Source organism: Bacillus sp. B1-WWTP-T-0.5-Post-4, assembly GCF_009183795.1.
In the GTDB taxonomy this organism is placed as follows: Bacteria; Bacillota; Bacilli; order Bacillales; family Bacillaceae_G; genus Bacillus_A; species Bacillus_A cereus.
Genome location: NZ_WEIJ01000002.1, coordinates 390468 through 407160 on the forward strand (window position 1 = coordinate 390468; position 16693 = coordinate 407160).

Below are 16693 nucleotides of genomic sequence, written 5' to 3' on the forward strand. Positions count from 1 at the left end.
ATGCCCATTACGAATCGATTTTCTACCACCACTAACGGCGCACTCGCTATTACAGGCAATACTTTAGGCTTAAGTAAAATTAGTAATCAAAACCGTGCTGGTACAATCGGGGCAATTGGTGCATTCGTAACTACGAATACTGCTTTACAAGTAACTACTTTTCCTGCTGGTACAACGTTAAACTATACACAAAATAGTTCTACCGCTATTTTAAATATCCCTGCTGGTAGTACTATTCTTTACGCAGAACTCGTTTGGGGTGGAAACTATTTATCTCGTGATCAAAACATTACGAGTGTATTAGGAAACCCAGTTTCTTTTACAACACCTGTTTCAACATACTCGATTACTCCTTCAGCTGTTACAGCTTCAAATCAAACATTCGTTTCAAACTCTATTACATTTGGCTTTTACACTCGTTCAGCAGACGTAACAACTCTTATTCAAGCGGGAGGTTCTGGTTCCTATACTACAGGAGCGGTTCCTGGACTTGTAGATCCTATAGATGCTTCTAATGGAACAATTAATTCGGCTGGATGGACGCTTATCGTCGCTTATCAAAACGGGACATTGCCAGCAAGAAACTTAACCATTTATGTAGCTGGTAACCGTGTTTCTGCAGAAACTGGTAGTGCTGATGTCTCTGTTTCTGGATTTTTAACACCTTCAGGTGGACCAGTAAGCGGGAGATTATTTTTAAGTTCTACTGAAGGAGATGCAGATTTAACCGGGGATCAAGCTTTATTTGGACCAAATTTCAGTTCATTAAATGCTTTATCTGGACCAAACAATGCTATAAATAATTTCTTCGGTTCTCAAGTTAATAATGCTGCAGGAAACTTAGATACAACAGGGACATTTGGAACACGAAATCAAAGTGCTTCTACAAGTACAAACATCTCCGCAGGAAGACAGGGCTGGGACATTACTTCTATTGATATTTCTCCTTATTTAACAAACTCACAAGTATCCGCCGCAATCCGTTTAACTACTAACGGAGACGCATATATGTTAAATACAGTAGGCTTACAAATTAATATAAACTCACCAAATATACAAGCGACGAAAAGCGTGAATAAAAGTGTTGCTGCAATTGGAGATATTCTCACTTATACAGTTACTATCCCTAACACCGGGCTTCTTCCTGCCAATAACGCTATTTTTATAGATAGTCTCCCTAACGGTACTTCTTTTATACCCGGCACTGTAACAGTAGATAACGTACCACAAACAAATGCAAATCCTGCGGCTGGTATATCTCTTGGAACAATTAATAATGGTGCTTCTCGTATAGTAACTTTCCAAGCTACTGTCGTTTCTCTTCCAAGTCAAAATCCTATCTCTAACACTGCTAATATTACATTTCAATATACACCAATCGCCGGAGGAACAACTTTTAATGGTCTTGCAACAAGTAACTCTGCTGGAACACAAATTAACCTTGCAGATATTAATGGAACAAAATCAGTTAACAAACTTTTTACCGATATTGGTGAAACATTAACTTACAGTATAGCCTTAGCTAATATAGGAAATATCGCTGCAACAAATGTTATATATACGGATCCGATTCCTAACGGGACTACTTTCATTCCAGGGAGTGTAACTGTAAACGGAGTTACTCAAGCTGGCGCAAATCCCGCTAATGGTATATCAATTGGATCAATTGCCGCAAATTCTACTACTACTATTTCATTTCAAGTATTCGTTCCTTCTATCCCCCAAACAAATCCAATATTAAATAGTGGTACAACAACATATCAATACATTCCTGTACCAAATCAACCTGCAGTAAGTGGGACTGATACGACCAATACCGTATCTACTCAAGTGAATAACGCCACTGTAACAATGGCAAAAGCAGTAGATAAAAATTTCGCAGATATTGGTGATACACTAACGTACACCGTTTCCTTTACAGGTACAGGTAATACAAATGCGAACAATGTTATTTTTACAGATATCATTCCTACTGGAACAACTTTGGTTCTAAACAGTTTAACAATAGATGGCACAACACAAGTGGGCGCAAACCCTGCTACCGGCGTGAACATTGGATCCATCCCAAGCGGCACAATAAAAAATGTTACATTTCAAGTAGTAGTAAATACAATACCCGCGTCAAATGTCGTATCTAACGGATCAAGCGCTGCTTATCAATATACAGTCAACCCTAGCCAATCTCCCGTTACAAAAAACATTTCTTCTAATCTCGTTTCCACTCAAATTAACAATGCGAATGTAACATTAACAAAATCAACTAACAAACAATTTGCCACAATTGGCGAAACGATAAGTTATACAATTCTTATTACAAACAGTGGAAATGCAGCCGCTAATAACGTTCAACTAACAGATCCACTTCCAAACGGTACGATATTGACTCTTGGTACTGTAACACTAAACGGAGTTTTGCAGAATGTAGATTCTCTCGTTGCTTTACCTATCGGCACAATTCCTGGTGGAGCTACTTTTACCTTATCCTTTCAAGTAACAGTCATTAACATTACTGCCCAAAACCCTATTATTAATAACGCTTTCGCCTCTTATATTTACACTGTAAATCCAAGTTTGCCACCGACTTCAAAAACAGCAAATTCTAATTCTGTTACATCAACAATTAGACTAGCAAATCTCCATGTTAATAAATCTGTAGATAAAACGTTTGCGGAAGTTGGCGATGTATTAACTTACACCTTTGCTCTTACTAACGATGGAAATGTTGCAGCGAACAATATATTACTATCTGATTCAATTGCGAATGGAACCGCCTTTATCCCAAACAGCGTTATAGTTAACAGTGTTACTCAGCCAGGCGTTACACCAGCTAGCATCAATATTGGTAGCATCAATGCTAATACTACAATTACAGCTTCATTCCAAGTAGTAATAACTAGCATTCCAAATCCAAACCCTATTTCAAATAGCGCTTCCATCTCCTATAACTTTATCGTTGATCCAAACGCTTCACCTGTAAGTAAGAACACTACTTCAACTACTACATTTACTCAAGTAAACGATGCAAATGTCATTTCAACCAAAACAGTGGATCGAGCGTTCGCTACCGTAGGGGATACATTAACTTATACTGTTACTTTGACGAATGCAGGAAGTGTTTCTGCTGATAGCCCTACTTTCGTAGATACGAATCCAGACGGTACTACCTTTATTCCAAACACTTTTCTTATTAATGGTGTACTTCAAAATAACGCAGATCCAAATATAGGTGTTCCACTACCTTCCATTGCTGCTAATGGCTCACTTACTGTCTCTTATCAAGTAACCGTCACCTCTTTACCAACACAAAACCCAACATTAAATTCATCTAGTACACAGTATAGCTTTATTCTAAATCCGGGCGATCCACCAACTATAGAAACATCTGTAAGTAACACTGTAAGTACACAAATTAATTTAGCAAATGTAGTGATTGTCAAAGAAGTAGATTCAACTATCGCCGATGTCGGGCAACCAATCACATATACAATTTCTTTAGCTAATCTTGGCAATACTACAGCAAATAATGTTATTGTTACCGATATAATCCCTAACGGCTCCACTATCGTACCAAATAGTATTTTTATAGGTGGTACTTTACAACAAGGTGCAGACCCTAGTACCGGTCTTCAAGTCGGCTCCATTCCTTCAGGTGGTTTTGCAACGATTGTTTTTCAAATAAGTGCAAATGGGCTACCTTCACCAAACCCAATTCAAAACAGCGCTTCACTTCAATATAGCTTTATCGCTGATCCAAATTTACCTGCTCTCGTTAGAAACGCTGCTAGCAATATAGTAACTACACAAATTAATACTGCTAATATCGTTGCTACAAAACTAACGAGTACAAACTTCGCTGATGTCGGTGATGTCATACTATATGCAACTATTTTAACAAATAACGGGAATATCCCTGCTGCTAATGTAACGTTTACAGATATCATTCCAGCGGGTACCCTCTTCATTCCTAATACTGTAACGATTAATAATGTCCCTGTAGCTAACGCAAATCCTGCCACCGGCATTTCAATTGGTACGATAGGAGCGAATTCATCACGCACCGTTGCATTTCAAGTTTTTGTACCAACTATCCCTGCTGTAAACCCAATTACAAATCAATCAGGCACAACATTCCAATATACGTATGATCCATCCAAACCTGCTGTGATGCAGATGGTTGCTTCTAACACTGTACAGACAACTATTAATAACGCCTCAATTGCCGCTACTAAATCTGCAGATAAACAGTTTGCTAACGTAAATGATATTATTACGTACACGACTACTTTAACGAATAACGGGAACACACTTGCATCAAATGTAATATTTACAGATGTAATTCCAAACGGAACATCGTTTATTCCTAATAGTGTTACTGTAAATGGGAATACACTGCCTAATGTCAATCCAGCAAGCGGAATTGCAATCGATCCAATAAATCAGAATGCAAATACGATCATCTCGTTCCAAGTACAAGTAAATTCTATACCGAACCCAAATCCAATCCCGAACCAAAGCAATACAACGTACCAGTACGTCATAGACCCTAACTTACCTCCAGCATCCGCCAATACGTTAAGTAACGTAATAACAACTCAAATTAATAACGCTACGATTATCGCTACAAAATCAGTGAACACACCGAATGCTGCAATTGGAGATATCGTTACTTATACGATTGCAGTAACAAATACAGGTAATACCCCTGCTAGTGCAACTGTTTTAACAGATGGGCTTGGCGCAGGAGCTTCATTTATCCAAAACTCCGTAACGATCAATAATGTTCCACAACCAGGATTAGATCCATCACTTGGTGTTCACTTGGCAGATATTTCGCCAGGAGATACTGTATTCATTACTTTTCAAGCACAAATTTTAGCGATACCACCTAGTGGCACATTAACAAATAATGCTCTTGTAAATTATGAATATACCGTAAATCCAAACCAATCTCCTGCTGTTGGTAGCACTGTAACAAATACAACAGTTACACCAATTATTGACGCTACTTTAGTAATAAATAAAAGCGCTAGTACAACTTTCGCTACAATTGGTGATACAATTACATTCACTTCAGCTGTTACAAACAACGGAAATACTACTGCGAACAACATTATTTTTACTGATACAATTCCAAACGGTACTACCTTTATCCCAAATAGCTTTAAGATAAATGGTGTAACCGTTCCGAATGCAAATCCACAAAACGGTATCAATATTGGTAACTTGAATTCAAATGCATCTGCTACACTCAGTTTTCAAGTAAACATTACAACACTTCCAAACCCTAATCCAATCCCGAATAAATCATCGCTTCAATATAGCTTTATTGTAGATATAAATGAACCGCCAGTTTCACGAACAGTTCAATCTAATAAAACCTTTACACAAGTAAATACTGCTTCTGTTATCGCAACAAAAACTGCAAGCAGTGCTTTTGCTGCTGTTGGAGATACAATTACGTATACAACTACCCTCACCAATAGCGGAAATACTGCCGCAAACACACCTGTTTTTATCGATATATTACCACCTGAACTTTCATTCGTTCCTGATAGCGTACAAATTAATACCATCCCACAACTTGGATTTAGACCAGATAGCGGGATTTCTTTAGACTCAATTCCAGTTGGAGGAACGACAACAATTAGCTTTCAAGCTATCGTTGGCTCAATACCAGTTACAAATCCAACTTTGAACCAGTCTAGCACGACATACTCGATCATTATTGATCCTACCCAGCCGCCGGTGACAGAAACAGCTACAAGTAATCCAACTTTAGTTCAAATTAACGAAGCAATTATTCAAGCAACGAAAAGTGTGGATCGGCTATTTTCTGACATAGCACCTGGAAATTCATTTTTAACGTATACAGTTTTATTAGAAAATGTAGGAAACACAACTGCTACGAATATCATTTTTACAGATCCGATTCCAAATGACGCAGTATTTATAGAAGATAGCGTTCGAGTAGGCGGAGTTTTATTACCTGGAGTAAATCCAGCGAACGGGATACCAATTGGAGATATTATTGCCGGAGATTTTATAAATGTTACCTTCCGTGTGCAAGTAGTTAGCATTCCAAATCCAATTTTCACAATTGGACCAGGCGGACCAAACTCACCGGTTGTAAACGGCGCTTCTATTGATTATAAATTTATGACAGGACCTAATTTACCACTTGTTTCACGAAATACGACATCTAATTCTGTTTCGACACAAATAAATTCTGGAGAAATTGTGGCAATCAAATCTGTAGATAAAATTTTCGCAACGATTGGTGATACAATTTCTTATACAATTACATTAAGTAACCCTGGAAATGTCACTTCACAAAATATAATTTTCACGGATACTTTACCTGATGGGACGACATTCATATCTGGCACTCTTACAAACGATTCTGGTACACAGCAAATCGGAAATCCATCTAACGGGATTCAGATTGGAAATATAAACCCAAATGGAACGGCCGTGATTACTCTCAACGTACTTGTTACAAACATTCCAAGTATAAATCCAATTTCTAATTTTAGTTCTGTACAATTTGCACATGTAGTTGATCCTAGCCAACCTGCCGTAACACAAACGAACGTATCTAATGCTGTTTCGACAACAATTAATAGTGCAATATTAACGACCAAAAAAAGCGTTGATAAATCTATCATTTCTGTTGGAGATACGATTACGTATACAACAACTATTACAAATACAGGAAATACGACTGCAACGAATATAACGTTCACGAGCGCAATTCCAGCTAACACTACCTTTATACCAAACTCAGTCAAAATAAATGGGGTTCAGCAATCTGGTGCGCAACCAGCACTTGGAGTAACTATACCAAATATCGCTCCTGGTGAAACAGTAACCGTTACTTTCCAAGCAAATGTTCTTTCTGTTCCCCCTTCAAGTTCAATTATGGGTAATGACACAATTTTATATTCTTATTCTGTCGATCCAAACGGAACTCCTATTACAACTTCTACTTCAACGAATATCGTTACAAATCCGGTACTAGATGCTATGATAACGATGGCAAAATCGGTCGATCAAACAATTGTTACACTAGGTGATACCATTACCTATACAACCATTTTAACGAATAATGGCAATACAAATGCAACGAATATTACTTTCACTGATCTTATTCCAGACGGCACAACGTTCATTCCGAATAGTGTCACAATCAATGGCAGTACACACATCGGACTCGATCCTAATACAGGTATAACAGTCGGATCAATTGCTCCTAACAAATCAATATCTATCGCATTTCAAGTTACTGCTACTTCTACACCAAACCAAAATCCTGTAGCCAATTCCGCTACTGCTTCTTACACATTTATCGCTGATCCAAATGCACCGATTGTTTCAAGAAACGTTACTTCAAACACAGTGTTTACTACGATTAATACAGCTAACATTCTTTCATTAAAACAAGTCGATAAATCCTTTAGTCGTATTGGAGACACACTCACTTATACTGTCATTTTAACAAACAATGGAAACTCATCTGCACAAAATGTTATATTTACAGATACAGTGCCAAGCGTCACTACATTTATTGCAAACACATTTTCTATTAACGGAGTTCCTCAAAGTGGGGCGGATCCATCGAACGGTGTGAATATTGGGACAATAACAGCCGGGACTACAGTAACAGTTTCGTTCCAAGTTACTGTAACATCATTACCAAACCAAAACCCAATTGTAAATTTCTCATCAACATCGTATCAATTAGTCTCACCACCTGATGCAGAAACTTCAATTAGTAATCCTGTTTCAACCCAAATTAACGAAGCAATATTGTCTATGACGAAAAATGAAAGTGTATCCTTTGCAGATATCGGGCAAACTGCTTTTTATACTACTTCTATTACCAATGTAGGCAATACCGATGCAACTAATATTGTATTCACAGATACATTACCAAGTGGACTCACATTTGTTCCTAACACATTAACTGTCGATGGCGTTTTACAACCTAACGCGGATCCAAATACAGGTGTATTACTTGCAACACTTCCACCAAACGAAATATATAGTATCGTCTTTCAAGTTACAGTGAACAGCATTCCCCCTAGTAACCCAGCACCAAATACAGCATCAACGACGTATGAATTTACTGTTGATCCTGTTAATCCTCCCGTTTCAAGTGCAGCTACTTCCAACACTACACTCCTTCAAATAAACAACGCAACTATTATTAGCACCAAAACAGCCAATCTTACTTTTGCGGATGTTGGTAATACAATAACATTTACACTTAACCTTCCTAATACCGGGAATGTGACCGCAACTGATGTAACTATTATCGATATTCTTGATAGCAATTTAAGTTTCGTTCCAAATAGTTTCACAGCTAATGGGCAAACCATTCCAAACGCCGATTTATCAACTGGTGTAAATATTGGTTCCATTAATGGTGGTAATACGGCAATCGTTACATTCCAAGCAACTGTTATTACACTTCCAACACTTAATCCCATTTCTAACTCTGCTTCTACCACATATCATTATGTCGTTGATCCTAGCCAGCCACCTATTACAACTTCTAATCAATCTAATACAACGACAACACAAATTAATAGCGCTATCCTTACTGCACAAAAAAATTCAAATGTATCTACGGTAGATATCGGGCAGGATATTACCTACAACGTTACAATTACAAATAGCGGAGATGTGAGTGCAACAAATGTTATTTTTACCGACCTTATTCCAGACGGAACTTCCTTTGAACCGAATAGCTTTACACTGAACGGAACTAGCATCCCAAATGCAGATATCATTACAGGCGTTCCAATCGGTGATATCGCGCCAAACGAATCTGTCATCGTAGCATTTCACATTATCGCCAATGAAATTCCGCCTATAAATCCAATTACTAATCAAGCTAGCGTTAGCTTTCAACATATCGTTAATCCAGCTAATCCCCCAGTTTCAAAAAATATTATTTCTAACAACGTTACAACAAAAATTGAAAGTGCTATTTTAAATACTATTAAAATAGGAGATAAAACTTTTGCGACGATTGGTGATACGATTACGTATACAACGACTATTACGAACACAGGCAATATTCCTGCTAACAACGCTATATTCTCAGACCCTTTACCATCGTGGACACAATTTGTTGCAGGATCAGTTATTGTTGATGGCACTCCATTACCATCCGCTTCGATTATTAACGGTGTTGGCATAAATATAATCAATCCAAATCAAACTGTTACAATCATATTTCAAGTACAAATCGTAAGTAATCCAACAACGTTCACACCTGAACTCCAAAACTTAGGATTTGTTAACTTCCAATATAACGTAGGCAATGCATTACTGGCTCAGCCTGGCAATGTGGAAACGAATGTCTTCGTTACTTCTATTAATACAGCAATACTTTCAGCTGTAAAAACTGCTAATACAGCCTTTGCAAATATTGGAGATACGATCACTTATACAGTTTTGATTCAAAATAGCGGCAATACAAACGCTACGAATGTAAATTTCTCAGACCCAGTTCCAGCAGGAACAACCTTTGTTGAAAATAGTTTTGCTGTAAATGGAAGTACCATTCCAGGTGCAAATCCAAATAACGGAGTGAATATCGGAACAATTAGCGCAGGTAGTTCCTTAACCGTTACTTTCCAAGTCATAGTTACATCAACTCCACCTTCAAATCCGATTACAAACGTAGCATCTATTCAATACACATTCATCGTTGATCCGGCCTCTCCTCCTGTTACAGGCACGATAAATTCTAATAGCGCTTCAACACAAATTAATAACGCGACTGTTACAACTGTTTTACAAGCAAATCGCTCAATTGTATCTATCGGGGATATAATTACGTATACAGCAACATTAACGAATACTGGAAACTTCCCTGCAAACTCTGTATTACTCATTAACGGAGTTCCTGAAGGAGCATTATTTGTTCCAAATAGTGTTACGCTCAACGGGATTTCACTTCCAGATGCAAGTCCAACTCTCGGTATTCCAGTTGGTATTATCGCACCAGGTGATTCCGCTACTATTACGTTCCAATTTCTTGCAAGTCCTATTCCACCGCAAGGAGCAATTATAAATCAAGCACTTACAAGTTACACGTATATTGTCGATCCAAGTCAACCTCCTGTTACAGCAACATCCTCGTCTAATACGGTTAATACAGCTGTTATTGATGCATCGTTATCCGTAATTAAAAGTACAGATTCTCCCGTACAATCTACTGACGGTACAATCACTTACACCGTAGTCGTTCAAAACAACGGGAATACTACTGCAAATACAGTTACTTTAACAGATTTGGTCCCAGAAGGAACTGCATTTATTTCGAATAGCGTAACTATTAATAGCGTTTCCGTTTCAGGTGCCGATCCTAACGCAGGAATACCATTAAACTCCATCGCACCGTCAGAAAACGTCACTGTAACATTCCAGGTTATCGTTCAATCTATTCCAAGCGTAAACCCAATTTCTAATACAGCCCGTATTGACTATACTTTTATCGCCGATCCAACTGCTCCTATCATCTCTCGAACAATTAAGTCTAATCCTGCTTTCACACAAATTTCGGATGCGACTATCCTTTCTTTAAAAGCAGTCAATGCACAACAAGCAACAACAGGTGATATTTTGACTTACACAATAACACTAGAAAATACAGGAAATATTCCAGCTACGAATCTCATATTTTCAGATACGATCCCTCAAGATACTACATTCGTAGAAAATAGTTTTACACTTAACGGAACAACTATACTTGATGCCAATCCAAATGTAGGTGTTACTTTACCTACTTTAGCAGCAAACGCTACTCACCTTATTTCGTTCCAAATTCTTATTAACGATTCATTCTCCCAAGAATCGATTACAAATCAATCCAATACAACATATACAATCCAACCAAACCCAGGGCAACCGCCTATTACTGAAACATCTACTAGTAATATCGTCATTACAAATTTCGTGCAAGCACAATTGGCAATTACAAAAACATCCAATCCAACAACTGTAGATATCGGTGGAACTATCCTTTATATTTCTGAAGTGAAAAATGTCGGTAATGTTGACGCAATAAATATTAATTTCACAGATTCTATTCCAGCTGGGACTACATTCGTTCCCGATAGTGTCACAATTAACGGTGTCCTTCAGCTAGGTGTAAATCCTGAAAACGGAATACCGATTGGAACAATTCCAGCAAACAGTTCCAAAACGATACTATTTCAAGTGCAAACAAATAATCCACCGAATGAAACTGAAATTGTAAATCAATCTTCAGCAACTTACCAATATGTAAGTATTCCTACAGCCCCACCAGTAAATCGCTCTGCAAATTCTAACATTGTTACAACATCACTTCAAAATGCAAATATTATTTCTGTTAAAAGTGCGGATGTAAACTTCGTATCAATCGGGCAAATGATTACCTACACAAATACACTTCAAAATATAGGAACCGTTCCGGCTAACAATATCGTGTTCATTGATACCATTCCAGAAGGTACTATATTCATTGAAGATAGCTTAGCAATAAATAATGTAATTCAGCCTGGCGTGAATCCTGAAAACGGAGTAACTCTCGGCACGATACAACCAAATGAAACAGTCACTATTTCATTCCAAGTACAACTTACAAATATACCAGAGGGCAATACAGTCATTAATATTTCAGACACTTCGTACGAATACCAAATTGATCCTAGTTCTCCAATTATTCAGCGTAGATCGTTATCAAATGCAGTAAATACTGAAGTGCGAACGGCAAATGTTAGTGCAATTAAATCCGCTAACAGATCCATTACACGTATCGGTCAAATCATCACATATACAGTCGCAGTTACAAACGCCGGTACAATACCTATTACAAACACTCTCCTACTTGACGCAATTGCTTCTGGCACCACATTCGTTCCAAATAGCATTCTTGTAGATGGCGTACCAAGACCTAACGAAAATCCAATTACCGGTATCAACCTTGATATAATTCTTCCAAATAATACGATTATTGTTACGTTCCAAGTAAGCGTAGTCTCTATACCGCCACAAAATAACATTAATAATATCGCCGTCATTCACTATGAGTATCGACCAGACCCAAGCACACCACCAATTTCAGAAACGACCTCTTCCAATGCTACAAACATACAATTTATTGATGCTATTCTTATTACTACAAAATCTGCTAATACTGTATTAGCTACTATTGATGAAACCATTGAATATACAGTATTCATTCAAAATAATGGATCGGCTACAACTAACTCCATCTTTTTTACAGATACTATAGCGGATGGAACAGTATTTATTCCAGGAAGTGTAATAGTTAATAATACTGTACTTCCTGCAGCAGATCCGAATATCGGCTTTTCCATTCCTAATGTCGCAGCAGGTCAAATGACTACAATAACATTCCAAGTTTCCGTTACGAATTTACCTACTGTAAATCCAACACCTAATACTGCAAACATCGTCTACGACTTTATTTTCAATCCTGACTTTGCACCAATTCAAAAATCTACTACTTCCAATACTACTTTCGTTCAAATTAATGATGCTGATATCGTTTCACTTAAAACCGTTGATTTAACCTCTGTAACGATTGGTGACATTTTAACTTATACAACAACTTTAACGAATACAGGGAATACGGATGCCACTGCTGTTGTATTTACAGACAATATACCTGATGGAACAACCTTTATTGACGGTAGCGTTTTAGTAAATAACATTCCTCAGCTTAACGCCAATCCAAGTGTAGGTATACTTGTAGGAACGATTGCTCCTAACACTTCTATCCCAGTCACATTTTCTGTTACCGTCGTAGCTCTTCCTGCTAGCGGTCATGTTCAAAATCAATCAACTTCTCGTTATACAATAAACACGGAAGAACAAATATCGACTAGCAATATTACCTTCACTGAAGTTATTTCCGCTAATGTAATTGCGACAAAAACAACACCTATCCAATATGCTGACTTACAAACTATCATCCCTTATACAATTTCCATCATAAATAACGGAAATATACAAGTCGAAAACATTATTGTTACAGATATTATCCCAGCAAATACGAGCTTTATAGAGAATAGTGTTATTGTGAACGGCAACGCTCGGCCAAATGACAACCCTCTTAACGGTATACAAATTGATACTATTCCACCTAATACGACAGCAACCATTCTATTCCAAGTACGGGTTACTTCGATTCCACAAACAAATCCAATCTCTAACACGAGTACAATTGAATATGAATACACGGTACCAGATCGACCACCTATTACCGAAACTATTATTTCATCAGCTGCCGCAACAGAAATTAATCACGCAAATTTGAATAGTAATAAAGCTGTTGACCTTGCATTTGCAACGGTTGGTGATACGTTAACGTATACGATTACACTAAATCAAACCGGTAATGTTGCAGTAAATGATGTAATCATTCAAGATATTATTCCTCAAGGTACTACGTTTATAGAAAATAGCGTCATTGTAAACGGAGAAACTCTTCCAGGAGTGAATCCAGTAAGCGGCATACCAATTGGTACTATAACTATTAGTGGAGATGCTATCGTTTCATTCCAAGTAACTGTGACTTCTATTCCAACACCAAATGAACTAAACAACAACGCAATTACTACTTTTAACTATATAGTCAACCCAAATAACGTACCTGTTACAAATACGACTACAACAAATACTGTCAAAACTACTGTCCAAAATGATAATGTCATTGCTTTTAAGTCTGCTGATGTAACAAACGCCTTACCTGGTCAAACTTTAACGTATACAATTACGATTACGAATAGCGGTAATGTAACGATTGAAGACCTTCTTGCCATAGACGCCGTACCAATAGATACGACTTTTGTTGCTGGTAGTGTTACGATTAACGGAATCAATCAGCCTAATGAGAATCCTGAAAATGGTATTACGTTAGGAAATCTTGCTCCTAATGAATTTGTTATTATTACGTTCCAAGTGACAATATCTTCTTCTACTCTTCAATCTACAATTAATAATGATGCTTCTGTTTCCTATACCGTTATCATTGATCCAACAAAACCACCTATTACAATTACAAAACAAACAAATACCGTTACAACGACAGTTATTGATCCGATGGTTCGCATTGAAAAAACAGCTGACAAATCTATTGTCGTTATAGGAGATATCATTACATTCACATTGGCGGTATTTAATCACTCCCCAATTCCGACAATCAGTACTTCTGTTATAGACACAATTCCAGCTGGTACAACATTTATAGAAAACAGCGTAACCATTAACGGCACTCCCGTTCCAAATGTTCGTCCAGACACTGGTATTAATATTGGTTCTTTATCTGCAGGTACAGTAGCAACTATAACATTTCAAGTTCTCGCAACTTCTATTCCTTCAAACAGTACAATTATAAATTCTGCAACAGTTACCGCTGCTTTTCAGTTGACACCACAGGATCCAATTATTACTTTCATTGTTAATTCAAATATCGTTCGTATACCAGTTCAATTTATAACTGCAACAGTCACGAAAAATGCTTCCGTCAGCTCAGCTTATTTAAATCAATATTTTGATTACACGGTACGCATTACAAATACTTCCAAAATTTCACTCTCAAATATTTCGTTACAAGATACTATTCCAGCAGGTTTACAATTTATAAATGGCACTGTCTTTATTAACGGTGAACGCTCTCCACTAGCGAATCCGAATATCGGTTTCCTAGTTGCTACTAATTTGGAACCAAACGAAACAATTATCGTGTTATTCACAGTACAAGTAATAAGTCCACCTGTTAATAATGAGTTTAAAAATACGGCCAATATTTCGTTACAACTTCAAGTCTCGCCTACCGACCCACCAATTACAGTAACCGTTACAAGTAACGAAAACATCGTCACCTTTGTTCCAGAAAATCCAGATGAAACACTTCCAAATTTAAATTGCTTCTTTGACGGTGAACGCTTCATTCGCATTACTCCTCGAAATATACGAAACTACCTTTGGACTTGGATTTGGTGGAAGTAATTGAAACAAAAAAGAGATTGTAGTTTGGTTGAAACCAAATTACAATCTCTTTTTCATTACCTATATTCCACTACGTTGTAACTCGTCCAAGGATATACGATTAAACACCACCTCAAGTTATTTTAGTCGTAATAAGTTGGCCAGCTTCATTAATGGTAACTTTCCATTTCACTCCACTAGCAGTCTTCATGATTATACCTTTACTTGCCTCTATTTCAATATCTCCAAACATTCTTCCGCCAGTTGTCGCTAACCAAGCACTCCCATTTTCCATAGAAGATCTTGCAAAAATACGATTAATTCGAAAACGCTTATGATCTTGAGAATAACCACTTAATGTAATTCTAACTTTATATAACTGACTCGCCTTCATATTCGATATAATTGTATCGCCAACATTTAATGGAACATCCAACGCGATAACCCAACTTCCAGTTGCACTTAATGCATATTCAATTTTAATTTTCTTTGGGCTCTCTCCCCATCCAAAATACATTCCAAAACAATTTAACATTTGTATTGGTTTTTTCGTAAAATCCATTTCAATTACAACTGGATTACTATCTGGAACGTCAATATAGTTTACACTTTGTTCATCTATTAAATTAAAGCAATTTGTGAGATTTCCCCCGTACGGCACTTTTCCACTTACTTGCTTAACGTTATATTTCTGCTGAGCATTTACTAAAATATCATCTTGATTTCCTATTAAATGAGGTCTATTTAACGTCAAAGGTAACTGAATTCGTAGGGATTCTTCATAAGTAGACTTACAAACATTGTACTGTCCTTTATCTACAATAGTTGTCGAAAGCAGATTTGAAAAAAGGTAGTTACGATGAGAATTGGAAGAAAATTCAATAACAATTTGTTCACTACTCATCCGGTACGTATCCCAGATCATACAATCAAATGTATTATACGCACCTGAACAACGAATTACTTTTTCCGTTTGTTGTCTACATTGCACTTGAATATCATGAAACGTATTTCCTGAACTTTCATTTGGCAAATCACTATTTCCATCTACTTCAATCCCATATACACATCCATCAATAAATATAGATTGAAATACATTGGCGTTAATCCAGCAAGGTGTATTGATATCATTTATATATTCTGTCTTCAAATGTATTGCAGTTTGAAAGTTTTTAATTTGAATAAATTTAACTTGAAAGAAACTAATAAAATCCCATGCCTTTTGACAATAAAAATGTATAGCTTTTCCTTTATACGATGGAGTTGTATTTATTATATTTATATTTGATATAACAGATTGATTAGGTACTTCGATTTGTTGTGAACCAGAAACATAAATAACAGCAGATTGAAACAATGGATTTATAACTTGAAGAGTACCACCAACTATCGAAGCGTTACTTTGTAGCTCAAATGCATTAAAATCCCCATCAATTTGCAGTGTTACGGTAGGATCCAACTCTAATCTTACGTTTGATTTAATAACAATCGGCTTTACAATTTTGTACGTATTTACCCCTGTAATTCTAACCGTCGAAATTCGATTCGCTACACAATAATCAATAGCTTGCTGAATTGCTAATGAGCTATCATTTCCCGAGTTTGGAACTGCGCCAAAACAATCAATATGAACGCTACTTTCTGGCGCACAATCTTCTTGGGATGAAATATATTCTGACAA

General features: G+C 37.0%; 2 protein-coding genes. One reads left to right on the forward strand and one right to left on the reverse strand.

The features are described from left to right. A complete protein-coding gene (locus tag GBN91_RS07655; RefSeq protein WP_152121368.1) occupies nt 1–15033 on the forward strand; it encodes a DUF7507 domain-containing protein in 15033 nt (5010 codons plus the stop codon). A 112-nt stretch (nt 15034–15145) separates the two neighbouring features. Here GBN91_RS07655 and GBN91_RS07660 read toward each other — a convergent pair whose 3' ends face one another. Continuing rightward, complete coding sequence (locus GBN91_RS07660) at nt 15146–16693, reverse strand: glycoside hydrolase family protein (RefSeq protein ID WP_006928703.1); 1548 nt, start codon at nt 16691–16693, stop codon at nt 15146–15148.

Excerpts from the sequence above, each read along its gene's own strand:
- GBN91_RS07655 (WP_152121368.1), top strand. The coding sequence starts at position 1 with ATGCCCATTACGAATCGATTTTCTACCACCACTAACGGCGCACTCGCT.